The organism is Arthrobacter sp. 10T419 (genome assembly GCF_056394105.1).
Genome location: NZ_JBFTHF010000002.1, coordinates 272,723 through 298,513, shown reverse-complemented (window position 1 = coordinate 298,513; position 25,791 = coordinate 272,723). Strand labels below are relative to the sequence as shown.

19 protein-coding genes are annotated in these 25,791 nt (G+C 63.5%); 7 read left to right on the top strand and 12 right to left on the bottom strand.

Going from position 1 to position 25,791, the window contains the following annotated elements; translation table 11 throughout:
- Positions 1-42: 42 nt before the first annotated feature.
- The 4 genes from AC1DBD_RS05000 to AC1DBD_RS04985 are packed head-to-tail and all read left to right on the top strand — an operon-like array spanning position 43 to position 7,114.
- Complete coding sequence (locus AC1DBD_RS05000; RefSeq protein ID WP_476981545.1) at positions 43-1,080, top strand: 5'-nucleotidase; 1,038 nt, start codon at positions 43-45, stop codon at positions 1,078-1,080.
- Positions 1,077-4,280 (top strand): type I restriction endonuclease subunit R, encoded by a 3,204-nt coding sequence (locus tag AC1DBD_RS04995; RefSeq protein WP_476981544.1) that lies wholly within the window; start codon positions 1,077-1,079, stop codon positions 4,278-4,280. The genes AC1DBD_RS05000 and AC1DBD_RS04995 overlap by 4 nt, the downstream gene beginning before the upstream one ends.
- Before the next feature lie 36 nt (positions 4,281-4,316).
- The gene (locus AC1DBD_RS04990; protein WP_476981543.1) at positions 4,317-5,894 is read left to right on the top strand and encodes an ATP-binding protein; all 1,578 of its coding nucleotides are present in this window, start codon (positions 4,317-4,319) and stop codon (positions 5,892-5,894) included.
- Positions 5,891-7,114 (top strand): hypothetical protein, encoded by a 1,224-nt coding sequence (locus tag AC1DBD_RS04985; RefSeq protein WP_476981542.1) that lies wholly within the window; start codon positions 5,891-5,893, stop codon positions 7,112-7,114. The genes AC1DBD_RS04990 and AC1DBD_RS04985 overlap by 4 nt, the downstream gene beginning before the upstream one ends.
- A 144-nt stretch (positions 7,115-7,258) precedes the next feature.
- Here AC1DBD_RS04985 and nrdF read toward each other — a convergent pair whose 3' ends face one another.
- The 7 genes from nrdF to AC1DBD_RS04950 all read right to left on the bottom strand — a co-directional run bounded on the left by nrdF (position 7,259) and on the right by AC1DBD_RS04950 (position 14,487).
- On the bottom strand, positions 7,259-8,233 hold the full coding sequence (nrdF, locus tag AC1DBD_RS04980) for a class 1b ribonucleoside-diphosphate reductase subunit beta (protein WP_476981541.1): 975 nt from the start codon (positions 8,231-8,233) through the stop codon (positions 7,259-7,261).
- Between the two features lie 90 nt (positions 8,234-8,323).
- Complete coding sequence (gene nrdE / locus AC1DBD_RS04975) at positions 8,324-10,444, bottom strand: class 1b ribonucleoside-diphosphate reductase subunit alpha (RefSeq protein ID WP_441417869.1); 2,121 nt, start codon at positions 10,442-10,444, stop codon at positions 8,324-8,326.
- Positions 10,445-10,524: 80 nt separating this feature from the next.
- Entirely contained in the window at positions 10,525-11,019 is a 495-nt protein-coding gene (gene nrdI, locus AC1DBD_RS04970; protein ID WP_441417599.1) for a class Ib ribonucleoside-diphosphate reductase assembly flavoprotein NrdI, read from the bottom strand.
- A 42-nt stretch (positions 11,020-11,061) separates the two neighbouring features.
- The gene (gene nrdH, locus AC1DBD_RS04965; RefSeq protein ID WP_018773329.1) at positions 11,062-11,307 is read right to left on the bottom strand and encodes a glutaredoxin-like protein NrdH; all 246 of its coding nucleotides are present in this window, start codon (positions 11,305-11,307) and stop codon (positions 11,062-11,064) included.
- Positions 11,308-11,785: 478 nt separating this feature from the next.
- Positions 11,786-12,283 carry a hypothetical protein gene (locus AC1DBD_RS04960; protein WP_441417598.1) on the bottom strand — a complete coding sequence of 166 codons (498 nt, stop codon included), beginning with the start codon at positions 12,281-12,283 and terminating at the stop codon, positions 11,786-11,788.
- 428 nt (positions 12,284-12,711) lie between these two features.
- A complete protein-coding gene (locus AC1DBD_RS04955) occupies positions 12,712-13,611 on the bottom strand; it encodes a hypothetical protein (protein ID WP_476981540.1) in 900 nt (299 codons plus the stop codon).
- Between the two features lie 243 nt (positions 13,612-13,854).
- On the bottom strand, positions 13,855-14,487 hold the full coding sequence (locus AC1DBD_RS04950; RefSeq protein ID WP_441417596.1) for a hypothetical protein: 633 nt from the start codon (positions 14,485-14,487) through the stop codon (positions 13,855-13,857).
- A gap of 431 nt (positions 14,488-14,918) precedes the next feature.
- Here AC1DBD_RS04950 and AC1DBD_RS04945 point away from each other — a divergent pair, with 431 nt between their 5' ends.
- Together AC1DBD_RS04945 and AC1DBD_RS04940 are read left to right on the top strand one after the other, a co-directional pair.
- Positions 14,919-17,255, top strand: a complete 2,337-nt coding sequence (locus tag AC1DBD_RS04945) for a bifunctional polysaccharide deacetylase/glycosyltransferase family 2 protein (protein WP_476981539.1) — start codon at positions 14,919-14,921, stop codon at positions 17,253-17,255.
- Positions 17,256-17,323: 68 nt separating this feature from the next.
- Positions 17,324-18,412 (top strand): chitinase, encoded by a 1,089-nt coding sequence (locus AC1DBD_RS04940; protein ID WP_476981538.1) that lies wholly within the window; start codon positions 17,324-17,326, stop codon positions 18,410-18,412.
- Positions 18,413-18,431: 19 nt separating this feature from the next.
- On the opposite strand, the gene AC1DBD_RS04935 is transcribed toward AC1DBD_RS04940, so the two are convergent.
- Genes AC1DBD_RS04935 through AC1DBD_RS04920 form a run of 4 tightly spaced genes read right to left on the bottom strand, consistent with a single transcriptional unit; the run spans position 18,432 to position 23,219 of the window.
- Complete coding sequence (locus AC1DBD_RS04935) at positions 18,432-19,673, bottom strand: class I SAM-dependent methyltransferase (protein WP_476981537.1); 1,242 nt, start codon at positions 19,671-19,673, stop codon at positions 18,432-18,434.
- Entirely contained in the window at positions 19,670-21,118 is a 1,449-nt protein-coding gene (locus AC1DBD_RS04930) for a class I SAM-dependent methyltransferase (protein ID WP_476908720.1), read from the bottom strand. Before AC1DBD_RS04930 ends, AC1DBD_RS04935 begins: the two co-directional genes overlap by 4 nt.
- Complete coding sequence (locus tag AC1DBD_RS04925) at positions 21,115-21,846, bottom strand: DUF1365 domain-containing protein (RefSeq protein WP_476981536.1); 732 nt, start codon at positions 21,844-21,846, stop codon at positions 21,115-21,117. Before AC1DBD_RS04925 ends, AC1DBD_RS04930 begins: the two co-directional genes overlap by 4 nt.
- Complete coding sequence (locus tag AC1DBD_RS04920; protein WP_476981535.1) at positions 21,843-23,219, bottom strand: NAD(P)/FAD-dependent oxidoreductase; 1,377 nt, start codon at positions 23,217-23,219, stop codon at positions 21,843-21,845. Before AC1DBD_RS04920 ends, AC1DBD_RS04925 begins: the two co-directional genes overlap by 4 nt.
- 172 nt (positions 23,220-23,391) lie before the next feature.
- Between AC1DBD_RS04920 and AC1DBD_RS04915 the strand changes: the two genes are divergently transcribed.
- Positions 23,392-24,312 (top strand): LysR family transcriptional regulator, encoded by a 921-nt coding sequence (locus tag AC1DBD_RS04915; protein ID WP_441417589.1) that lies wholly within the window; start codon positions 23,392-23,394, stop codon positions 24,310-24,312.
- A 3-nt stretch (positions 24,313-24,315) separates the two neighbouring features.
- Here the strand turns inward: AC1DBD_RS04915 and AC1DBD_RS04910 are convergent, their stop codons facing one another.
- Entirely contained in the window at positions 24,316-25,749 is a 1,434-nt protein-coding gene (locus AC1DBD_RS04910; protein ID WP_476981534.1) for an aldehyde dehydrogenase family protein, read from the bottom strand.
- Positions 25,750-25,791: the final 42 nt, after the last annotated feature.

Here is a 25,791-nt window from a genome sequence, read left to right as displayed (position 1 = left end):
CGCAGTAGCCCGTTCCGTCGCCGACGGGCGGGGGAACAACTGATGCCATACGAATTGGAGAATCGCCTCGTCGTTGGGGTGGCTTCGAGCGCGCTATTTGACCTTGCTGAATCTGACGCCTACTTTCGGAAAAACGGCGAAGATGATTACCGCCGTTACCAGGACGAGCACATCGATGATTGCCTGCAGCCCGGCGTTGCGTTCCCCTTCATCCAAAGACTGTTAGGACTCAACGACCTTCGAGCCGGTACCGATCCCGTCGTAGAGGTCATCGTGCTTTCGAAGAATGATCCCTCAACTGGTCTTCGAGTGCTTCGGTCGGTCAAGTCCCATAATCTGGACATTTCGCGCGCGGTCTTCACTCAGGGACAGGCGCCGTATCAGTACATTCAGGCCTTCGACATGTCGCTGTTCCTGTCGGCAAACCGGGCGGACGTGGATGCCGCAACGAAACTCGGCTACCCCGCGGGGCATGTTCTGCCCTCGACAGCCGTCTACGACGCTTCCGACACATCACTTCGAGTGGCCTTCGACTTCGACGGCGTTCTCGGCGATGACGAAGCGGAGCGCGTCTTCAAGGAATCAGGCAGCCTAGCGGACTTCCAAGCCCACGAAACCAAACATCAGGACCGCGCACTCATCCCCGGGCCGCTGAAGAACCTCTTGCGGGATCTGAACATGATTCAGAATCTGGAAACGGCGAAGCGCAACAGCGAGCCATCCTACGAACCTCGGTTGCGTATTTCACTCATCACAGCGCGTAATGCTCCTGCGCACGAACGCGCCGTTCACTCCCTCGCCGAATGGAATGTGGCAGTCAACGACGCCTTCTTCCTAGGAGGCATCGAAAAGTCTCGGGTGCTGGAAGTTATGAAGCCGCACATCTTCTTCGATGACCAAGCGAGCCATCTAGTTCCCGCCTCATCCTTCGTCGCCGGGGTTCACATCCCGTACGGAGTAGCGAACGAACCAGCACGGTCCACGACAGGTGTCGCCGACATGGTCACTGCTTCTCCATCCGTAGAGACCCTAGAACTTTCGCAGCACTTGCCTGAAACTCAAGATCAGGTGACCCAGTGACTGCAGCGCCCGCAGTAGCCTTTTCCGAAGCCGATTGGGAGGGCGTAGCCCTGGAACTGCTGGCCGAGCCGCTCGGCTGGCGGCCGGCATCAGGGCAGGACATCGCGCCCGGTAGGGGCGAGCGCGATTCCTGGAACGAGCTGCTGATCCGGCCCCGGCTCCTCGCGGCTCTGCAGCGGTTCAACCCGACGGTTCCGGCCCAGTACCTGCAACAGGCCCTCGCCGAAATCGCCTCGCCCAAATCAAACGACGCCATCACCGAGAACCACCGCATTCACAACTACCTCGTGGACGGCTACCGGCTTAGCTATATCGACTCGGACGGCAACGAGGCCAGTCCCACCATTCACCTGCTCAGCTCGGATCCGGACCAGAACGACTGGCTCGCGGTCAACCAGGTCACCCTGGTGCAGGGCGACTACAAACGCCGCTTCGACGTCGTGCTCTACTGCAACGGCATGCCGGTGAGCGTCATCGAACTCAAGAAGGCCGGCAGCGCCACCGCCGACGTCGCCTCGGCTCACGCCCAGCTGCAGACCTACCTGCGCGAGTTCCCCATGGCATTCCGCTTCTGCGTGTTCACGCTGGCCTCCGACGGGATCCAAGCCAAGTACGGCACACCGTTCACTCCCCTCAACCACTTCTCACCCTGGAACGTCGACGACGACGGCGTGCCCGTGGCGCCGGGATACATGGAAGACGGCGAAGCTGTGACAGCTCTGGAGACCGCGCTCAACGGCCTCTACAACGTGGATCGTTTCCTGCAACTGACCCGCAATTTCACCGCGTTTGATCAGAGCTCGGACGGACTCAGCAAGCGGATCGCCAAGCCGCACCAGTATTTCGCCGTGACCAAGGCTGTCGGCAGCACCATTACTGCAGTGGAGAGCAACGGCAAGGCCGGCGTCGTTTGGCACACGCAGGGTTCCGGCAAGTCCATGGAGATGGAGCTCTACGCCAACTTGGTGGCCCGGAGCCCCAAGATGAAGAACCCGACCGTCGTGGTCATCACGGACCGCAACGAACTCGACGGCCAGCTGTTCGAAGGCTTCTCGCGCAGCCTTCTGCTCGCGGAATACCCCAAGCAGATCAAGAAACGCTCCGAACTCCGCGACGAATTGAGCAACCGCACCACCGGCGGCATCTACTTCACCACCCTGCAGAAGTTCGGCCGCAGCAAGTCGGAGAAGGAGGCAGGCGCCGAGCATCCGTTGCTGTCGGACCGGCGCAACATCATCGTGGTGGTGGACGAGGCGCACCGCTCGCACTACGACGATCTGGACGGCTACGCCCGGCACCTGCGCGACGCCTTGCCGCACGCCACGCTGATCGCCTTCACAGGAACACCGATCTCCTTCGACGACCGCAACACCCAAGACGTGTTCGGTGAGTACATCGACATTTACGACCTCTCCCGGGCGGTAGAGGACGGCGCCACAGTCCCGGTGTACTTCGAGCCGCGGCTCATCAAGGTGGGGCTGGCCTCGGACGTCACCGAGGAGATCTTGGACCAGGCGGCCGATGAAGCCACCATGGGGCTGGATGACACCGAGCGGGCACGCATCGAGGCGAGCGTCGCCGTCGTGAATGCGGTCTACGGTGCGCCGCAGCGGATCGCGGCGCTGGCCGCGGACCTGGTGGCGCACTGGGAGAACCGCAGCGCCCGGATGGGCAAGTTCATCGAGGCGCCGGGCAAGGCGATGATCGTGGGCGGGACGCGGGAAATCTGCGCGAAGCTGTACACGGCGATCGTGGAGCTGCGGCCAGAGTGGCACTCCGATGACCTGGCCAAGGGCAAAATCAAAGTGGTTTACTCCGGGACCGCGTCCGACGTGCCGCCGGTCTCCGACCACGTGCGCCGCGACTCCGCGAACGCCGTGGTGAAGGAGCGGCTCAAGGACGTGGACGACGAGCTGGAGCTGGTGATCGTCAAGGACATGATGCTCACCGGCTTCGACGCCCCGCCGCTGCACACCTTGTACTTGGACCGGCCGCTCAAGGGTGCGCTGCTGATGCAGACCCTGGCCCGGGTGAACCGTACGTTCCGTGGCAAGGAGGACGGTTTGCTGGTGGCCTACGCTCCGCTGGCAGAGAACTTGGCCAAGGCGCTGGGCGAGTACACGCAGTCAGACCGGGTGAACAAGCCGGTCGGCAAGAACATTGACGAGGCTGTTGTGGCTGCACGCGGACTGGTGGAGACCCTGCGGGGGCTACTCGCCGGTTACGACTGGAAGGCCGTGCTGATGAAGGGGGGCCCCAAGGCGTTCGTGTCCGCGGCGACGGGCGCGGCCAACTACCTGCGCAGCCCGGAGACGCCGGGGAACCAGCCGGTCCCCAGCGAGCAGACGCTCGCCTCGAAGTACCGGCGGTTTTCCAGCCAGCTCTCCCGGGCGTGGGCGCTGTGTTCGGGGTCAGAGACACTGGCGGAGCTGCGGCCAGAGATCAAGGTCTACGAAGAGACCCGCGTGTACATGGCCAAGTTCGACGCCGCCGACCGGCAAGCCACCGGCGAGCCCGTGCCGGAGGAAATCCAGCGGCTGCTGGGCAATCTGATCGCTTCGGCGACTTCCTCCGGCGAAGTGCTGGACATCTACGAAGCCGCCGGCATGCCCAAGCCGTCCCTAGATGACCTGACGCCAGAGTTCATCGCTAAGACCCAGCAGGCAAGAAATCCACAACTGGCCATCGAAGCGTTGCGGAAGCTAATAGCCGACGAATCAGCGAAGACGACCCGCAACAACGTGATCCGCCAGCGTGCCTTCTCCGAGCGGATCACCGAGTTGTTGAAGAAGTACACCAACCAGCAGCTCACTTCGGCAGAGGTCATAGCCGAGCTGGTGGAGCTGGCGCGTGAAGTGGCCGCCGAAGGGAACCGCGGGGCGCAGTTCACTCCCCCACTAAATACAGACGAACTAGCCTTCTACGACGCTGTAGCTTCCAATGAATCGGCGGTGGAGGTCCAGGGCGAGGGCGTCCTGGCCGATATCGCCCGCGAGCTGGTGTCCGTGATGCGGCGGGACGTCCGCACGGACTGGACGGTGCGAGACGATGTCCGGGCCAAGCTACGCTCATCGATCAAACGACTCTTGGTCCGCTTCGGCTACCCGCCGGACAAACAGCCCGAGGCTATCAAGCTGGTCATGGAGCAGATGGAATCCATGGCGCCCCGGTTTGCAGAGACACGTGCATACGGATTGTGAACATAAGATAATCCGAGACGTGCGAAGGAGCTTCTGATGTCAGATTTCATCCACCGCCTCCAAGCGGAACCATTCGTATTGCGAAACGAGGACACGCTTCGCTACGTCAAACGTATGTGCAAGGACTACCCAGCCGCAGAGTTCCATCGCTCGGTAATGGAAGTCCTCGGATGCGATTACTCTTACGCTAAGAGGGATGACCAGACCGGTGTTTGGCATGCTGTGATGGAACTCAACGCGTCTCTACAACTCATGCTTGGTCTGAGTTCAGGTATACATGTCGCTTTCACCCGCTACCACGAGCTCCAGAGTCGAACTATAGACACCATGAGATCAAAGGATATAGATAGGCCTCGCAATAAATCGATCTATTTGTTGCACACAAAAGATATTTATGCGCAGCGGAAACTAGACGACTGGACGTTCCGGGAGACATATTCTGTATTGACCTTGGACACTACCGGTAGTCCACAACAAGCAGCGGAGGACCTGTTAGCCAGGATTGTTTCAGCGTCCGCGAGAAATAATCCTTATGACAGAACAACGCCCGTATCAGGCGATGAGTTCTTTGGAAGACATGAAACTCTGCGAGGACTCGTTACAGAGCTTAGATCTGGACGTGTCTGTGGCGTATTTGGGCTGCGGAAGACGGGGAAGACCAGCCTGTTGAGTGAGCTGGGAAGGTTGTTTGTTTTGGGAGATCCGGAGAATAGCCTTTATATACTTCAGGATCTAGAGGTCCTGCCAGGCTCCGCCGAGCAGAAGATTCCGCAACTAATTTCGGACGTCGCTAACCAACTAAAGATCGCTTTCGGAAAACACGGCATGCGTACTCACGAGCTTGCCTCAATAACGTCCAGCTCAAGTGTGGGGGATCTCAGGCAAGCAATAGGTGCGGCTCTCAGGCGCGGTCAGGGCCCCCAAAAATCTGTGGTCCTTGCTCTGGACGAGGTCGAGTCACTAGTTGGTTCCGAGACTCAATCTACGGAGAGCCAAACCGGCGTTCCAGAGTTCTTCGGAGCCCTTCGGGCTCTGGTCCAAGAGAACAAGAACTTCAATGTGGTTCTCTCCGGTATAACGACAGCTCCCATTATGTACCCGACTCTATACGGCAGGGAGAACCCTCTCTTTGCTTGGGCGAAGCCGACTTTTATGGCCGAAATCTCCAGGACTGAGTCAGATCGAATGATTCAGGCGCTCGGCTCAAGAATGGCCGCGCGCTGGACTCACGATGCTTTGAGTCGCGTATACACGGAGACGGGGGGACAAGTGTTTCTCACTAGATCTCTTTCAGGCTTCGTGGCGGCGAAACTGTCTAATGATATCGCAAGCCGTGAAATTTCTGGCGACCTCGTTCAGGAGAGTTTTAGGCATTGGCGAAGAACTGCCGTTAGCCTTGTAGACGGCATGATCGACAGTCTTGATCGCTTTTATTCGGACGAACTCTCCGTGCTGGAGCTTGGAATTGAAATTTCAGATTTCAATGTTCTTGACGACCAATTCTCGAACGAAATATCAAACTTGATTAATCTCGGGGTCTTGATAGACGACGGAAATGATATCGTTCTCGCGCCGTGGACCCAGCTAGGATCAAAATTAAGGAACAAGGCTTGATGGACATTCCTTGGTACCGTCCCCTCCTCGAAGCAGTTGAAATTAAGCGGCATATCTTTTGGCATTGCTCCGCATTGAATAGGACTGATGATCTACTTGGCGACTTTGAGCGCTCGAAGATTCAGGACAACGTAATCGATTTCGTTGATTGTGCAAAATTGCCAATCAAGGTCAACAACGATCTAGATGTCGATGAAATTGAATCCCTTGAAGTAGACATACTCGTCGTCGTAAATTTTGACTGCCTATTGAAAATAAATCACGGTAGAACTTGGATGAGGCAGCTACGGCCGGCAGTAGTGCGACACTTGATGCGAGGTACACGTTTGATCGTTGCCAGCAACGCGCCTCAAAGTCACTATCCCGCAATCGACGGCTCCAGTCTGGCTACTGATTGCGTGCAGTACATCGGAGGACCGTGGCGATACGAGCAACTTCTCGAACACAGCTCGCCTGAGAACGCCAAACGACTCGTATCGCTTTCAGCAGGTATGCCGGGACCCGCGGCCGAATTGATCTCGATCTTCCCCGATCTGTCTCTGGCTAAAGGTAAGGATGCGGTAGCTTGTCTCACGAAGCGAATCAGCGCGACGATGATCGAATGTGGATCCGAGAGCATCTCATGGCTGGAGTCCTCAGTTCTTCTTAGAGGCGAACGCAAAGTCCCCTATGATGAAATCCCAGCGAACCTGGCCGCCACGCTCCACGCTTCAGGCCTTGGTCGTCTCGATCTTCAATCTGATTGCCTAGAGATCCTGCCTGGCGTTTCTGAGACGATCGTGAAAACTTGCGTAGAAATGGCGGAACGCAGTTTTCTCGATGCTCCGACACAGTGGACGAAAATCGCTTCGTCGCTGTTCACATTCGAAAGAACAGCCAGAGCGATTCTCGCGGACTCCACCGCGACGCAAGAAGCCTTGGTGACCTTGTTAAATGGGCACGCCAACAAGATCCGACGAAATTTCACGGCGGAGAACGGCATCCCTGCTCCTGACCTAGGTTCGCTGCCCAATCCCGCCCGATGGATCGACTTGTCCGATTTACTCGATTTGCTTATCAACATCTCCGAGAATTCGCGGGTTGGAGGACTCACATCGAAGCAATGGACTACCGCAAAGTCGGAGGTCCTTCCGATTCGAAATAAGATTCAACACATGAGACTCCCTTCCGCAGGAGACAGACAGGCAATTGAGCGACACGTTCGATCCATAACGCGTTAGCGGCCCCGCAGTATTCCCTGCGTCAACCGCTGCCATTCCACGAAACGGCCCCGCACGAGTCAGCGTACGGGGCCGTTCGAGGCTCACCCAGTTAGCGATTTCTACCGACCAGCCGGCTCAAACCAGGCAGGGACCTAACTGCTACTAGAAGTCCCAGTCATCATCCTCAGTGTTAACAGCCTTGCCGATCACATACGACGACCCCGACCCGGAGAAGAAGTCGTGGTTCTCGTCCGCGTTGGGTGACAGGGCCGACAGGATCGCCGGGTTCACGTCGGTGACGGAGGCCGGGAACATGGCCTCGTAGCCCAGGTTCATCAGCGCCTTGTTGGCGTTGTAGTGCAGGAACTTCTTGACGTCCTCGGCCAGGCCGACGGAGTCGTAAAGGTCGTGCGTGTACTGGACTTCGTTCTCGTACAGCTCGAAGAGGAGCTCGAACGTGTAGTCCTTGATCTCCTGCTTGCGCTCCTCGGCGAGACCTTCCAGGCCCTTCTGGAACTTGTAGCCGATGTAGTAGCCGTGCACGGCCTCGTCGCGGATGATCAGGCGGATCAGGTCGGCCGTGTTCGTGAGCTTGGCCCGCGAGGACCAGTACATCGGAAGATAGAAGCCGGAGTAGAACAGGAAGCTCTCCAGCAGCGTGGAAGCCACCTTGCGCTTCAGCGGGTCGTCGCCCTGGTAGTAGTCCATGACGATCTGGGCCTTCTTCTGAAGGTTCTCGTTCTCGGTGGACCAGCGGAACGCCTCGTCGATCTCCTTGGTGGAGGCCAGCGTGGAGAAGATGGAGGAGTAGCTCTTGGCGTGCACGGACTCCATGAACGCGATGTTCGTGTAGACAGCCTCTTCGTGCGGGGTAAGGGCGTCCGGAATGAGCGAGACGGCGCCGACGGTGCCCTGGATGGTGTCCAGCAGGGTCAGGCCGGTAAACACGCGCATGGTGAGCTGCTGCTCGTCCGGGGTGAGCGTCGCCCACGACTGCACGTCGTTGGACAGCGGCACCTTCTCCGGCAGCCAGAAGTTGTTGACCAGGCGGTTCCAGACGTCAACGTCCTTGTCGTCCTGGATCCGGTTCCAGTTGATCGCCTCGACGTGGCTAAGCAGCTTGACCTTCTCGGTCATGTCATCCCCTCAATGTTGGGTTGTTCTCTAAGTTAAAGCGTACGACGGCGGGCAGGCGCCCGCCGTCGTACTCACGCCTTCAGCGGCTGGTTACAGCATGCAGCTGACGCAGCCCTCTACCTCGGTCCCTTCCAGCGCGAGCTGGCGTAGACGGATGTAGTAGATGGTCTTGATGCCCTTCTTCCAGGCGTAGATCTGGGCCTTGTTAATGTCGCGCGTGGTGGCGGTGTCCTTGAAGAACAGCGTCAGGGACAGGCCCTGGTCCACGTGCTGCGTGGCGGCGGCGTAGGTGTCGATGACCTTCTCGTAGCCGATCTCGTACGCGTCCTGGTAGTACTCGAGGTTGTCGTTGGTCAGGTACGGCGCCGGGTAGTACACGCGGCCCAGCTTGCCTTCCTTGCGGATTTCGATCTTGGACGCCACCGGGTGGATCGAGGAGGTGGAGTTGTTGATGTAGGAGATCGAGCCGGTCGGCGGGACGGCCTGCAGGTTCTGGTTGTAGATGCCGTGCTCCATGACGGAAGCCTTCAGCTCGCGCCAGTCATCCTGGGTGGGGATGTGGATGTGCGCGAACAGTTCGGCGACCTTCGCCGTCTGCGGGACCCATTCCCGGTCCGTGTACTTGTCGAAGAACTCCCCGGACGCGTACTTGGACTTCTCGAAGCCGCCGAAGGTCTGGCCGGTCTGGATGGCCAGCAGGTTCGAGGCCCGGACAGCGTGGTAGACCACCGAGTAGAAGTAGATGTTGGTGAAGTCCAGGCCCTCTTCGGACCCGTAGTGGACCCGCTCGCGGGCCAGGTAGCCGTGCAGGTTCATCTGGCCGAGGCCGATCGCGTGGCTCTGGTCGTTGCCGCGGGCAATCGAGGGCACCGAGGTGATGTTGGACATGTCCGAGACTGCCGAGAGCGAGCGGATGGCCGTCTCGATGGTCAGGCCGAAGTCCGGCGAGTCCATCGCCTTGGCGATGTTCATCGAACCCAGGTTGCAGGAGATGTCCTTGCCGGTCTGGTCGTAGGACAGGTCATCGTGGTACGTCGTCGGCTGGGAGACCTGGAGGATCTCCGAGCACAGGTTGGACATGATGATCTTGCCGTCGATCGGGTTTTCCCGGTTCACGGTGTCCTCGAACATGATGTACGGGTAGCCGGATTCGAACTGGATCTCGGCGAGGGTCTGGAAGAACTCGCGGGCCTTGATCTTGGTCTTCTTGATCCGGGAATCGTCCACCATCTCGTAGTACTTCTCGGTGACCGAGACGTCGGAGAACGGCATGCCGTAGACCTTTTCGACGTCGTACGGCGAGAACAGGTACATGTCCTCGTCCTTCTTGGCCAGCTCGAAGGTGATGTCCGGGATGACGACACCCAGGGAGAGGGTCTTGATGCGGATCTTCTCGTCCGCGTTCTCGCGCTTGGTGTCCAGGAAGCGGTAGATGTCCGGGTGGTGGGCGTGCAGGTACACCGCGCCGGCACCCTGGCGGGCACCGAGCTGGTTGGCGTAGGAGAAGCTGTCCTCGAGGAGCTTCATCACGGGGATGACGCCGGAGGACTGGTTCTCGATCTGCTTGATCGGCGCGCCGACCTCGCGGATGTTGGTCAGTGCGAACGCGACGCCGCCGCCGCGCTTGGAGAGCTGCAGCGCGGAGTTGATGGACCGGCCGATCGACTCCATGTTGTCTTCGATGCGGAGCAGGAAGCAGGAGACCAGCTCGCCGCGCTGCTTCTTGCCCGCGTTCAGGAACGTGGGGGTGGCCGGCTGGAAGCGGCCTTCGATGATCTCGTCCACCATCTGCAGGGCAAGCTTCTCGTCGCCGCGGGCCAGGTGCAGGGCCACCATGCAGACGCGGTCCTCGTAGCGCTCCAGGAAGCGCTTTCCATCGAACGTCTTGAGCGTGTAGGAGGTATAGAACTTGAACGCGCCAAGGAAGGTCTCGAAGCGGAACTTCTTCTTGTAGGCGCGGTTGAACAGCTCGCGGATGAAGTTCATCGTGTACTGGTCGAGGGTTTCCCGCTCGTAGTACTCGTTCTTGACGAGGTAGTCGAGCTTTTCCTCGAGGTCGTGGAAGAACACGGTGTTGTTGTTCACGTGCTGCAGGAAGTACTGGTGGGCAGCCTCGCGGTCGGCCTCGAACTGGATCTCGCCGTTGGGGCCGTAGAGGTTCAGCATGGCGTTGAGCTCGTGGTAGCCCAGGCCCTGGTAGGCGGCCGGCATGGCCGGCTTCTCGCCAGCTACGGTGTGCTTCTCGACGGCGGTATTGCTGGCCGTACCGGCGGTGCCGTGGGAGTCCCCGGTCACTTCGGTGTCTGCGACAGTCGTGTCCAAAATTCTTCCAATCCTTGTTGTACTCGGCTGACGTCTTCCGGCGTCCCCATGAGTTCGAAACGATATAGGTGCGGGACCTGGCACTTGGCGGCGACGATGTCCCCGGCCATGCAGTAGTTGTCCCCAAAGTTCGTGTTGCCCGCCCCGATCACTCCACGGAGCTGTTGCCGGTTCCTCGGATCGTTCAGAAAGCGGATGACCTGCTTCGGAACCGATCCTTCTCCCCCGGTCCCCCCGTAGGTGGGAAGCACCAGCACGTAGGGCTCGGTCGCCACCAGCCCCGGTTCCCTCGCGTGGAGGGGGATGCGGGCGGCGTCGACACCCAGCTTCGCAACGAAGCGTTTGGTGTTCTCGGAGGTGGAGGAAAAGTAGATGAGGTGGCTGCTGGTGGTTCGGACCGGGTCCGGATCTCCGGCGCCTGCTGCCAGCGGCGTGTCAGCTGTTGCCGCTGTAACCGGTGCCATCGGAGTCACCTCATCTGACGTGCTTGTGCCGTGTGTTGGCTTTCAGGCGACCGCGACGGCGGCAGCCTGTGCCAGTTCTTCGATCTTGTCCGGGCGAAATCCGGACCAGTGATCCTGGTCGGTGACGACGACCGGGGCCTGCATGTAGCCCAGGGACTTGAGGCGCTCAAGGGCCTCGGCATCCTGGGAGATGTCGACGCTCTGGTAGGCGATGCCCTTCTTGTCGAGAGCGCGGTAGGTGGCGTTGCACTGCACGCAAGCCGGCTTCGTGTAAACCGTAACGGTCATGTCCTTCAGTCCCCTTTGTTGAAATCTGTGGTTCGTGTCCGGTGGGGCCTGACCGGAACAGGAATCCTTATCCGTTACTGGCCTCGCCTGGCGGTCTGCAACCGCTCCGCTCGAACTGTATGTCGATACTACATGTAGTGCAAGAGTCCCGCGCGGACCCCAAGATGATGTATTACAAGTATGTCATTTAACCCACTTTTAATCCACAGCCCAGGGCCTTCAAAATGTCCGGATTTCAGCCGTTTTCGAGGACGAAATCCACACCCTGTGGAGTACTTAGCCACAATTAACCGCCCCGCGTGTCGCATTTTGGACGGCGTGTCGCAGGTGCGTCGCAGCAGGCCGCGGAGTGGCACGAAGCACCACATCCAGTGGGCGAAGGCACAGCAAGAGCCACCCCGAGTGTCCGGACCGGGATGGACGGGTTTGGACCCGAGGCGGCGGCGCGCTGCCCTCGGCAGGTGGCGCCCGGCCGGGTCTAGTCCGCCGGACGCAGCGAGGTGATCATCTGCCGTAGCGAGTCGTACTCCTCGGTTCCCGTATAGGACTCCGGAGTGTCGACGTCGGGCGTGTCCCCCGGTGTCGTAAGGAGCGGATCGTAGACGCCGCTGAAGGCCGCCACGCCCGGCGGCCAGTTGAAGAACTGGAAAATCGGGCAGGCGCTGGGGCCGGCCGGCAGCGGTGCGGAGGTGATCCCGTAGGACAACGGGGCCGGCCTTGAGGGGTAGGACTCATGGTCGTCCCGGCCCTCGAACACAAAGCGCGGCTTTACACCGTTCCGGGCAAGCGCCGGCAACTCCTGTGAGTCCATCAGGGCATAGGGCAACTTCCGGGTGCAGTTCGCCTTGGTCACAATGTTGGTCCGCAGGGTGGCGATCGACTTGCGGGCGCCGGTGAGGACTTCGATGAAGACTCCCCCGGGCGCTGCCTCGCGGGCCCGGTCCTTGACGGTCCAGTCCGGCGGGTAGTCGAACATAAGCGTGCCATCCGGCGTCGTGTAGGTCTTCCAGTCGGCCTGCCCTGTCGGCCGGGGTGAAGCCTGGGCCAACGGTTTCAGGCCCGGCTTCGAGCTTGCGGACGAGGCGGCCTGCGACGGCGTAGCTGTCCCGGTACCCGTTGGCGGGCCACTGGGGGAAGAACAGGACGCCAGCAGAAAAGCGACGCAAAACCCTACTGAAACTGCCCTGACGGACTGTGCGGACCGACGCATGGCGCCCTCCCCTTTTGGGTGCGACTACTCCATCCAAGTCTGCGTTGTCCCAGGCCAGGAACAAGGGTCTTTGGGCCTCCGGAGCGGAACGGGGCGGCCCAACACCGGCCCCGCCAACAGAAAACGGGGGCCGGCGAAGTCTCGCCAGCCCCCGCAGGGCCTCCGGCCGAAGCCGGAGGTCAATCTCCCGAAAGCTACCGCTTCAGGAGCGTGTTGCCATAGCCGGCGTCGCACTTGCCGTCGTGGATCACGCCCGTGCCCGGGGCAACCGCGTAGTTGCTTGCAGGGTTGAAGACGGCCGTACGGACGTTCGTCACCCGGCTGGCGCAGTTGTCGGCACCGTCAGCGCTCATGCTCTGGCCGCCGATCCACATGTCGATCCAGATGGTGGAGTTGGTCCCCTCCACGTTGGTGCCCTGGTGGCAGGGGCCGCCCTGGGGGTCGTCGCCGTCGCCGCAGCTGTCCTCGACGATAAAGTAGCGGCGCACGTCCGGAAGATAGATCCGGGTGCCGGCCGGGAAGTCCAGCACGTCCTTACCGGTGGCAGTGGAATGACCCACGGCGATGGTGATCGGGTCGTTGTAGGTGCCGGTGCCCCCGGCCGTGCTGTGCAGAATGGGGTGGCTGATCGTGGCTGAGCCCACCGGTGTGTTGTCGTACCAGGTGTACGCCGTCGTGTACGTGGTGTGGACAACCCGCTCGGAGGACGACGCCGGCACAACGGGTGCCGGGGCCGGCTTCGGAGCCACGGCCGGCACGGCGGGTGCGGCGGGAACAGTTACCGGAGTCTTTACTGCGGCTGCCGTTTTGGCTGCTGCAGCGGCTGCGGCTTTCTGAGCCGCGGCCTTCTGCGCTGCTGCCGCCTTGGCCTTCTTGGCGGCTACAGCTGCAACCTTGGCCTTCTCGGCAGCGGCCCGCTGCGAGGCGCCGACCTMGGCGGACGGCTTGTCGGCAGCGGCCGAAACCTCAACGCCGGCGTTTGCCGCTCCGGAAGACTGGGCGGATGAATTGGAGGCGCCGGTTTCGGCGCCACACGCCGAGGTGGCGAGGAGGACCGAGAGCATGCCGGCGGCCAGCAGAGTATTTCTGCGCATGGAAAATAAAGCCTTTTCATGGGGTGCGGAAAACGGGCAGTCCCTGGGGATGGTTCCTGCCCGGAGTTGGTCACGGCATGCGGAGCGCTAAGACGCCTCGCCGAGGGGATTACCACACGCAAGAGCATTCTGGATGTTCTGTCGGGCGTGTGTACCAACCGGTAACCCAAACGTTACCTTGGCAAGCGCGGAGAGGCCAATCGACAGGGTCCTTTGACCTGTTTTCAAACTCGGCGCAGGAAATCAGCGGGCCTTCGGGGACGGTGACGTGGTGACGAGCTGATTGCCGTAGCCGCTATCGCACTTGCCGTCGTGGATCACACCCACCCCGGAAGCCACGACGTAGTTGTCCGCAGGGTGGAAGACGGCGGCCCGGACACCGGTTACCTGGTCCGCGCAGCGCCTGGCAAATGACTCGCTCTCCCCCTCGCCGCCAATCCAGACATCAAGCCAGCTGGATGCACCCCCGTGCCTGGCCGCCAGTGCGTGGCAGGGCCCGTCCTCCGGGGTGGGGCCGTCCCCGCAGGTGTCCTCCACGATGAAGTACCGGCGGACGTCGGGTAAGTAGATCCGGGTGCCGGCCGGGAAATCAAGGACATCCTGGCCTGTCTCCAGGGAGTGCCCGACGGCGATCGTCACCGGATCCGCGTAGGTCCCTGCCCCGCCCGCCTTCTTGTGCAGCACCGGGTGGCTGATGTCCGGGGAGCCCTCGGGCGTGTTGTCGAACCAGGTATAGGCCGTGATGTACGTGTCCGGGACGGCCGAGAGCCCCGATGACGAAGGAGAAGGCGGTGGCGACGGCGGCGCGCCCTCGCACGCGGCGGCAGCCAGGACAACCGACAGCAAGCCCGCGGCCAGTCCCATCTCTCTGCGCATTCGGCATCTGCCTCCACTAATTCGGACCACGTACCTAGAACGCTACCCGTCGGCCCGGCTGCGGCGATAGACGCAAGCTTCACCCGTCTCTCAGAGTCCGGCGGCACCCCAGTTGTGCCCCTCCGCGCTTACTCGACTCGTCGCCACCAATCGCGGTAGTCGGCCCCTCAAACCAAGTAGAACCACTCTTAAAACGCGGGTGTTTCCTACGCGTGTGTGACCCCATCGGGCGCTCCTAACCTCGAAGGCATAGGGGGACGCCGCGAACCGGCGGCTCCCGCGGCTTCAAGGGAGAGATCAGATGAGCGCCGATTTTTCCCTCCGCGAGTTGGTCGCCAATTCCGGGTTTGACCCCCGGGCACGAGCGCTGGCGCTCACGCCCTGACTCCGGTCGGGACTTCATCACACCAGATTCCCTGTCGAGGCAATCCATGAAGAAAATATCCCCAGTTTCCGGCACTGCACCGGTCTTCTTCGATCCCAGTGGAAAACGGTGGCGACGCATCCTCGTCGCCCTGGTGGCGAGCGTGCTGTTGATCGTCCTGTCGGTCGTGTGGATCCTGCCCGCTGCCAGCGCCCCGGTATGGAAAGCAGCGGAGAACCAGTCCGTGGAGTATCCCCGGAAATTGCTGTCCACCCAGGATCTGCGCAACATTCCCCGAATCGGCCCTGAAGGCGGCTTCGCCTTCGACCGGATAGCGCTCATCGAGCGGCGAGGCGGCAAAGTCTTCCTCAAGGATCCCTTCAGCAACACCATCTGGAGGGAGGCCACCGCCGAGGAAATTGAGCTGATCGGCAACAGCCCCTACGCCATGGAAACTTTTGGGAAGCCGGCGGACCACACATTGATGTTGACCTTCGATGATGGGCCGGACCCGCGGAATACGCCGCAAATTCTGGATTTGCTGTCCAAAGAAGGCGTGCCGGCGACGTTCTTCACGGTTGGCGACAACATCGTGAAGTACCCGGATATCTTCCGCCGCATGACCCAGGAAGGTCATATGGTCGGAAACCACACGATGTCCCACATCGATTTCTGGGCTCACGACGACCCGTTTAACCGCCAGCAAATTATCGGGGCGGACCGGGTTATGCGTGCCGCAGACAACTATGGAACACGGCTGTTCCGGATCCCCACCGGAGACCCGGAAAACAACACATTGGCCCTCCTGCAATCCCAGCAGTTGGGGTTCCTCCACATCAACATGGACTTTGATACGCGTGACTGGTCCTACGCCCCCGGCGTTCCGATCAAGGCGCAGAAACTGGACGGACAAGGGCACATTGTCCTGGTTCACGACGGCGGCGGTGATCGCAGCGCAACGATCGAAATGCTGAAGACTTTCATCCCGCAGGCAAAAGCTATGGGTTACACCTTCACCACGGTCGAGCCGCTGCTTCCGCCCGAATACATTCCCCAGTCGGACGCCAAGGCCGCCGTGGAGGACGATGCGACCCTGGCCGCGATGACGACGTATCTAGTGACTCCGAACGTGGTCCTCACCTGGCTTTTCTGGTTCGGAATCGGCTCGCTGACCGTCCTGACGTTCCTCTACGTGGTCCTCGCCGTCATCAACAATCAGCGGCAGAAGAAACGTCTTTGGGCGGACGTCAAGGAGGAAGAGTGGCCGTTCGTCAGCGTCGTCCTGCCGGTGTTCAACGAAGAACTTGTCGTGGCCAAAACATTGGATGCCCTTAGAGCCAGCGACTACCCCCGGATGGAAGTCGTCGCCATTAATGACGGCTCTACCGACGGCACCTTGGCGGTTCTTTCCGAATACGCCCAGACCTGGCCGCAACTGCGCGTCATCGACCAGCCCAACGGCGGAAAGTCCGCCGCCAGTAACCACGGAATAGCCCAGTCCCGCGGAGAAATTGTGGTCACCCTCGACGGTGACACGCTGTTTGAACCCCAGACCATCAAGATGTTTGCCCGCCATTTCCTGGCGCCGCGCAACGGCAAGATCGTCGGAGCAGTCGCCGGGCACGTGAAAGTCGGAAACCGCCGCAATCTCCTGACTGCCTGGCAAAGCCTTGAATATCTCTCCGGCATCTGCGTCACCCGAATGGCGGAGGGCCTGATGGGAGCGATCTCGATTGTCCCGGGCGCCTGCGCAGCCTGGCGGCGGGAGGCACTCATCCAGGCAGGCGGCTACTCCCACGACACGCTCGCAGAGGATGCTGACCTCACCCTCTCCCTGCAGCGGCTCGGCTACAGCATCGTGCAGGAGAACTCCGCCGTGGCATGGACGGAAGCGCCCATGACCCTGCGGGGATTGTTCAAGCAGCGGCTCCGCTGGACTTATGGCAACATCCAGACGCTCTACAAGCACCGCTCGATGCTCTTCAATCCCCGGTTCGGCGCCCTCGGCATGCTGACCATGCCCTACGCCCTGATCTCGGTGCTGGTTCCGCTGGTCTTCATGCCCCTGACGGTCATTGTGGCTGTGACCAGCCTGGCCCGCGGCGAATGGCAGGCCGTCGCCGCGTTCTCGGTGTTCGTCGCCGCAACCCACATGATCATCTCGATAGTGGCCGTGCTGATGGTCCATGAGAGCCCGATGCACCTCCTCATGGTCCCCATCTACCGGCTCATCTACGAACCCCTCCGCGCCTACGTGGTGTTCGGGTCCGCGATTCTGGCCCTGCGGGGCACCGCCGTCGGCTGGTACAGGCCCGAACGCACCAACAGCGTCCTGATGCCGACGGGCCAGGCAAAACTGGGTGCCCTCGCCCCGGCGCATGCGGACCAGCTGGCCCCGTTGTAGCCTAGGGCCGTTGGCGGGATCCGTGGCGAAGAAAGGGACGGCCCTCGTGGCGGACGGAGGAAGCATTCATGCAACGACGGAATAGGCCCCGCTCCCGCAGCCGGAGCGGGGTCCTCGCCACCTCCGCCGTAGTGTTGGCGGTTGCCGCTTGTTCTCCGGCACCGCCGACCAACTACGGACAGGAGCCGCGCAGGAGCCAGTCCGCGCCGGCCCCTCAGTGGTTCGGCGGCTACCTCGACGTCACGCTCCTCCCGAGCCTGCGCCTACAGGACACGGCACTTCACGGAGCCGCCACCACGGTTCTGTCCTTTGTTGGCGCACATCCGAAAAATACCTGCCAACCCTCCTGGGACGGCGTACACACGCTTGACCAGGCCGGCGCCAAGCTGAGCGTGGACGACCAGATCAAATCATTCCGCAAGGCCGGCAATGACATAGCTGTCTCTTTCGGAGGACAGCTCGGCAAGGAGCTCGCCGAAACCTGCACCGACCTCGGCGCGCTGGTGAAGGCCTACGCGGCGGTCATCACCAAGTACGGACTCGACACCCTGGACTTCGACATAGAAGGCGCGGGCTTGAGCGATCAGGCCGCGGCAACACGACGTGCCGCGGCCGCCGCGAAGCTTCAGGCCGACAGTCCTGCCGTCAACCCGTTGAAGGTCTGGCTGACCCTTCCCGTGTCGATGCAGGGCCTGACGACAGACGGCGAAAAGTCCGTGACAGCCATGCTGGATGCCGGAGTCGAACTCGCCGGCGTCAACATCATGGTGATGGACTTTGAACCGCTCGCGCCTGGCCAGACGATGCTCGCCGCGGCAAAAAGCGCTGCCGAGGCTACCCACCAGACTCTGGGTGCACTGTACAAGCAAGCCGGCAAGCCGCTCGACGATGCGGCGTTGTGGCAGCGGATCGGGCTCACCCCGATGATCGGGGTGAACGATGTGAAAGGCCAGGTCTTCACCCTCGCGGACGCCGAAGGCCTGAACAGCTTCGCCGCGGAACGCGGCATCGCGCGGATGTCCATGTGGTCGCTGAACCGGGACATCGCCTGCACTTCCGCCAGCCGGCCCGAAGAAGGCAGCAGCGCTTCCAGCAACTGCAGCGGCGTGCAGCAGGCGCCCGGGATGTTCGCGAAGCTGCTGGCCAAGTCCTTCTAGGGTGGAGCTTCCGGAACTGTTAGTCCGGCCGGCTGCAGAGGATCTGTTCCACGCCCATCCGGCCCTCCGCGAAGCTGCGCAGTGCGCCCACCAGGTACAGCCGCCATACCCGGGCGATCTCCTCACCCATCATCGCGACGGCGGCGTCGTGGTTCTGCTCGAACCGCGCGTACCAGGCCTCAAGGGTGCGGACGTAGTCGCGGCGCATCGCCTCGACGGCCTCGACCTCAAGACCGGCGCCCTCCAGGAACCCCAGCGTCTCCCCGACCGGGCGCATATGCATGTCCGGGGCGATGAACGACTCGATGAACGGCCCTCCCCCGGGGTGCTTGCCGCGACGGGACATCTGCTGCACCAGGACGCGGCCGCCGGGGACCACGTTGTTGAACAGCGCGGCGGCGTAGATGGGGTAGTTACGCTGCCCCACGTGCTCGCCCATCTCGAGCGATGCCACGGCGTCGAACGGGCCGTCCGGGATCTCGCGGTAGTCCTGCACCCGGATGTCTGCCCGGCCCTCCAGCCCTCGCTCCTTGATCCGCGCGTCGATGAACGCCTTCTGCTCGACCGACAGGGTGACACCGACGACGTCGACGCCGTAGTGCTGCGCCGCATGCAGGCTCAGCGATCCCCAGCCGCAGCCGATATCGAGCAGCCGCATCCCCGGCTTCAGCCCGATCTTGCGGCAGACCAGATCCAGCTTGTCCCGCTGGGCGTCCTCGAGCCCATACCCTGGGGCGGCGTTCCCGCGGGAATCCATCCAGTAGCCGCTGGAATACGCCATCTGCGGGTCCAGGATCAGCGCGTAAAAGTCGTTGCTGAGGTCGTAGTGGTGGCTGATGGCGGCGCGGTCACGGATCAGGCTGTGCAGCCGGCCCTTCACCCGGGCCTGGCTGGCCGGCGGTTCGGGCGGCGCGCCCAAGGCGCCGGCAGCCTTAGCGATCCGGCCGACGCCGGCCAGAATGGACGGGGTGGGCCGGACGCCGGACAGACCGCGGTCCCGGACCACCTTCCAGAGGTGCTCAAGCGCCGAGTTCAGGTCGCCGTCGACGTCGAGTTCTCCGGTGACGTAAGCCTGCGCGGCACCCAGCTCCCCCGGCGCCCAGAGCAGCCGGCGGATGGCATCCGGGGAGTTGAGCCGCACCACCGGAGCCCCGGCCGGACCAGCCTCGCTGCCGTCCCACACGACGAGCCGGACGGGGAGTTCACCGCCGACCACCGGGCGAAGGACGTCAGCGATCATGGTTGCAAGCGCCGCCGTCATCCTGCGGTCCGCTCGCTGGAAACCTTGGCCGCTGCCTTACCGGCGGCAGTCTTGCTGGAAACCTTGTCCAGCACGATCTGCTGCACGTCCAGGTAACCGGTCTCAAAGCCGGCGCGGGAGTAGCACAGGTAGAACAGCCACATCCGCTGGAAGATTTCGTCGAACCCGAGGGCGCGGACCTCCTCCGCGCGGGCCATGAAGCGTTCCTCCCAGAGCCGCAGGGTCTGGGCGTAGTGTTCGCCCATGGCGAGGCGTTCGCGGACCCGGAGCCCGGTCTGCTTCTCGGTGATCTCCTCGATCGCCCGGACCGAGGGGATGACGCCGCCCGGGAAGATGTACTTGTGCACCCAGGTGTAGCTGGTCCGGGTGGCGATCAACCGGTCGTGGCCGATAGTGATGGCCTGGATGGCGACCTTGCCGCCGGGGGCCAGGACGCGCTCGATCGTCTGGAAGTAGGTGGCCCAGTACTCGTAGCCGACCGCCTCGATCATCTCCACGGAGACGACGGCGTCGTACTCGCCTTCCACGGCGCGGTAATCCTTGAGCTCGATCGTGACGGCGTCGGCGTAGCCTGCTTCGGCCACGCGCTGTCGCGCCAGTTCCTGCTGCTCGCTGGAGAGGGTCACGGAGTAGACCGTCGCCCCGCGGGCCGCGGCCCGGAGGGCAAGTTCACCCCAGCCGGTGCCGATTTCCAGCACGCGGGTTCCCTCCGTGACACCGGCCTTGTCCAGCAGCCGGTCGATCTTCGCCTGCTGCGCGGCGGCCAGGCCGTCCCAGGCAACATTCCGCAACGCGTCGCCGCTCTCCGGGAAGAGGGCGCTGGAGTAGGTCATGGTGCTGTCCAGGAACGTGGCAAAGAGCTCGTTGGACAGGTCGTAGTGCCGGGAGATGTTGGAGCGGGTGTTCTGCTCCGTGTTCCGCTCGGTGCGCGGCGTCCGGGGCAGGTACAGGCCGCGGAGCTTCTGCAACGGCTCAGGTACGAGTGTTCCGGCCCGGGCCGCGAAGACCTCCATCACGGCGGTCAGGTCGTCCGCGTCCCAGTCCCCGGCCATGTAGGACTCACCAAGGCCGATCAGCCCGCCGTCGCCGAGCCGGGCAGCGAATGCCTCCGGACGGTTCATCGTCATCACCGGGAAGGACTGGCCCGGCCCGGCCTGGCCGGATGCCGCCCTCCCGAGGACGGAGCCGTCGGGGTAGCGCACCTCCAGCGGGAGGCGGCGCACCGCGGCACGGAAGATCGCATCGGCGGCCTTCCCCGCCAGCCGGGCCTTGAGGCTGGAGGGCACGGCCGCGATGCTGGGCCAGATCGTGGCGTCGATAGCCGCCGGCGGCTGCGGAACCGTGTAGGGCACCGACGGGTTCGCGGATGTGTTCGTCTGTGCCGTGTTCGCCTGCGTGGTGTTCGTCTGCGCAGGCTGGGACCCGGTCGCTTCGGTCATGGTCACTGGACTGCCTCCTGTGAGGGGTGGTGTGGTCTTTTGATGATGGGCAACCGACGTGCCCAAAGCTTGATTCCCTGCCAGCGGATCTGCGCGGCCACCCGCAGCGGCGCCAGCGGGACGGCGAGCGCCGCGGCCAGGATGTTCGGCACGGTGGCGTCGCGGCGGCTGCCGTCCACCGTCGCGACGAACGGCTTCTGCCCGTCCCGCTCCAGGACAATCGAGACGGCGAGCCGCTCGGCGGGTTCCGGCAGCTTCATCCGGTACTGGCCGTCGACGTCGTTGAACGGCGAGACGTAGAACGCCTTGGGTACGGTGGCCCGTCCGGCGTCGTCGGTCTCCAGCAGGTAGCAGTGTCGTTCCCCGTACGTGTTGTGGACCTCGGCGACGACGCAGCGCAGCTCCCCCGCGGCGTCGTGGCACCAGAACAGGCTGAGCGGGTTGAAGACGTGGCCGAAGACGCGCGCGCTGGCTAGCATGGTGATGCGCCCGCCGTCGAGCTCAATGTTCTGGGTGGCGAGATAACGTTCCACGTTGCCGCGCAGCGTTCCGTCCGGGTCACCGAGGTGGTCCGCCACGCAGAAGCCGGCCAGCGGGGCGAGCCAGCGCGGCAGGCTGGGGAGGGAATCGACGTCGACATACCAGCTGTAGCTGCGGTAAGTGAAGGCATTGTGCAGCGGGGTGCGGCGCACGTGCGCGATCGACGTGCGGTAAATGGCTGCCTGACTGCTCATGCACCCTCCTGGGCAGCCGCCTGCAAGGAAGCCGCCTTCACTTCGGCAACACCGGCGGGTTCCCACTCGCGTCCCAGCTTCCCTGCGGCGCGGACGCCGGAGAGGGCGCCGTCCTCATGGAAGCCCCAGCCGTGGTAGGCGCCGGCGAACGCCAGGCTGCCGTCGCCAAGGCCCAGGATCTGCTGCTGGGCGCGCAGTGAATCCGGCGTGTACTGCGGGTGTTCGTAGACCATCCGCTCCAGGACGGTGCCGTCTCCAATCAGCTCCGACTCGCCCAGGCTGACGATGTAACGCTTACCGTCCGCCGGTTCCAGACGCTGCAGGCGGGTCATGTCGTAGCTGACCAGGACCCGGTCGGGGCGGGCGTCGCACGAGGGCAGCCGGTAGTTCCAGGACGCCTTGGCATTGTCGCTGGCGGGCAGCACGGCGTCGTCGCGGTGGAAGACCGTGTGGTTGACCGAGTAGGGCATGCCGGCCAGGGCTTCGCGCTCGGCGGCAGTGGCGTCCTCGAGCATCCGCAGCGCCTGCGCCGGATGGGTGGCGATCACGACGGCGTCGAACTGCTCGGTGCTCTCCCCGGTGGTGACTTCCACCCCGCCGGCGTGGCGGCGGACCCGTGTGACCGGGCTGGAGAGGCGGATGTCCGGCAGTGTMGCGGCGACTTTATCCACGTAGCTGCGCGAGCCGCCGGTGACCGTGCGCCATTGCGGGGAGCCCTTCACGCCGAGCAGCCCGTGGTGGCCGAGGAAGGTGAAGAGGTAGCGGGCCGGGTAGGCCAGGGCGGTGGTGGGGTCGCAGGACCACACTGCGCTGACCACGGGGGTCATGAAGTGGACGACGAAGTAGCTGCTGAACTTCTCCCGGTCCAGGAACTCGCCGAGGGTCAGCTCGGGCGCAGCCGTGCCGGTGCCGGTGGCGGCGTCGGCCTCGGCCAGCAGGGCCCGGGCCCGGCGGTAGAAGCGGGTGACCTCCAGCAGCATCAGCAGGTAGCTGCCGCGCAGCAGGGTGGAGGGCCTCGGGATGATGCCCCGCGCGCCGCCCCGGGCGCCCGCGTATTCCAGTCCGCAGCCGTCGCAGCGGATGGACATGCTCATTTCCGATTCCTGGGTCTGCACGCCCAGTTCCTTGAACAGCCGCAGCAGGGTGGGGTAGGTCCGGTTGTTGTGGACGATGAAGCCGGTGTCGATCCCCAGGACGGAGCCGTCGGCCTGGCCGACGTCGTGCGTGTGGGCGTGGCCCCCAAGCCGTGCATCCGCTTCGAACACCGTCACGTGGTCGCGCCGGTTCAGGACGTAGGCGGCGGTCAGTCCGGCAACCCCGCTTCCGATCACGGCGACGCGCCGTCCGTCCGGGATGCTTGATGCTTGCTGCACTGGTCTGCTCCTGTTGCTTCGCCTGAATCGTCCTGGTGGACCGTCTTATGGGCAATTCGTAACCGCGGGGCGGCCGGATGAGTCCGATTTCCCAGCGGCTGCCTGCACACCAATGTGCCAGAATGAAGCGGGATTTCGCTCCCGCCTCACCGTAACCACCGAAGGGCCGCCCTTGATCAACCCCGTGCACCTCCGAACGCTCGTGGAAGTGGTCCGGCTGGGCTCGTTCGCGGCGGCCGCCACGCGGCTGGGCTACACCGCCTCGGCGGTGTCGCAGCAGATGTCAGCCCTGGAGCGGGACACCGGGGTGGCCCTGTTTCAGCGCTCGGCCCGCAGCATCAACCCGACGGAGGCCGCTGTCGTGATGACCCGGCATGCGGCCAAGGTCCTCACCGACATCGACGCGCTGATGGCGGCGGCGGCCCGGACCCACGACAGTGCCAGCCAGGAACTCCGGCTCGGCATCTTCCCCAGCCTGGCCACGTACGTCCTCCCCCGGATCCTGCAGAATCCGGCGTGGAAGAAGCTGGGCATCGAACTGCGGGTCTCCGTGGCCGAGCCGGGCCAGACCATCCAGGGGCTGCGCACCGGCGGCGAGCTCGACGTCGCGCTGGTCTACCAGGTGGGCCAGTCCGGCCTCGCCTGGCCGCATACGGTGAACCGGCAGTGGATCGGCGACGACGACTTCCGGGTGGTGCTGCCCGCGGCCTGGGGCATCGGCCCCGAATCCAAGGTGGCGGCCGACCACCTGTCCGACATGCCCTGGATCATGCACCACCCCGGCACCTCCGACGCCACGGTGATCGAACGGCTCTTCGCCAGCTGCAACCTGCACCCGCGCGTAGTGGCCTACAGCGACGATTTCCACGCCAGCCTGGAAATGGCCGCTGCCGGCCTGGGCGCGGCCTTGGTCCCCGAGCTGGCCTTGCTGCACCGGCCGGCCGGGGTGGTGGTGCTGGATGTCCCCGAGATCCGGCTGGCCCGCAACGTCTTCGCGCTGCTGCCCAAGGAGAAGCAGACGGCCCAGGTCCAGCTGTTCGTGGAACTGCTGGCCGACACGCTCCACAAACTCGGAACCACGCGCCGGGACTGAGCGCTAGGACCGGCCCGGCTTCTCCGCCGGCTTCCGGGACTTCCGGGACTTTCCGGTCTTCCCGGCCGGCGCCACGAGCGTGCTGATGATCCGGTGCTTCGCCCTTGTGTACGGCGGATAGATCAGCGCCAGGGTGTCCGGCCAGAGCGGTTTGGAGAGCGTGGAGCGCTCGTGCGAGAACGTCCGCAGCGAGTGTTCGCCGTGGTAGGCGCCCATGCCGCTGCCGCCCACCCCGCCGAAGGGCAGCCCGGGAACGGTCAGGTGCGCGGCCGGCACGTCGAAGCACAGCGCCCCCGAGGAGGTCTGTTCGGCGAACGCCCGGCGCGTGTCGGCGTCGTTGCTGAACACATACAGGGCCAGCGGCTTGGCTCCGGCGTTGATCGTCCGAATCGCCTCGTCCCGGCCGCTGATCGGCACCAGCGGCAACAGCGGGCCGAAGATCTCCTCCCCCATCACGGCATCCCCGGGCGCCGGGCGCAGCAGCGTCGGAGCGAAGTGCCGGCTGCCGGCGTCGCGCTCACCGCCGTGGACCACCGTGCTGCTGTCCGCGAGCGCGGCGAGCCGGGCAAAGTGCCGGTCGTTGACGATCCGGCCGTAGGACTCGCTCCGCGCGGAATCCGTGCCGAACAGCGCCTTGATGGCCTTGACCAGCTCGCGTTCCAGCGGCACCAGGACGTCCTCCGTGGCCAGAATGTAGTCGGGAGCGACACACGTCTGCCCGGCATTCATGAACCTGCCCCAGGCGATCCGTTTGGCGGCGCCGGCCAGGTCCGTGGAGGCATCCACATACACCGGGGACTTGCCGCCCAGTTCCAGGGTCACCGGCGTCAGGTGCTCGGCTGCGGCGCGGAGCACCACCTTGGCCGCGGCCTCGCCCCCGGTGAAGAAGATGTGGTCGAAGCGCTCCGCCAGCAGCGCCGTGGTCTCGGGGATGCCGCCCTCGACCACCTGGGCCGCGCCGGGCAGGTATTCCGGAATCCAGCGGGCCAGGGCGGCGGAGGTGGCGGGGGCGTGCTCACTGGGCTTGAGCACCACGGCGTTGCCCGCGGCCAGGGCGCCGGCCAGCGGGGCGAGCAGCAGCTGCAGCGGATAGTTCCATGGGCCGATCACCAGGACCACGCCCAGCGGGGTGAGTTCGGTCCAGGCCTTCGCCGGCTGGACCGCCAGCGGGACGGACACCGGCCGCCGCCGCAGCCAGGCTTCGAGGTGCTTCTCCAGGTGCGCGGCTTCCGCCGTGACAAACCCGATTTCCGTTAGCTGCGCCTCGGTTTCGTGTTTGCCCAGGTCGCGGGCCAGTGCGGCGGCAAACTCCCGGCGCCGCTCGATGAGCATCCGCCGCAGGTTGCCGAGCTGCTCCAGCCGCCACGCCAGCGGGCGGGTGGTTCCGCTGTCAAAAAAATCTCGGGCGCGGGCGACGGTGGCGGCAACTGTTTGCATCCGATCAATGTACCGTTCCCCTGCCGGAGTTCAGGGGCGGTA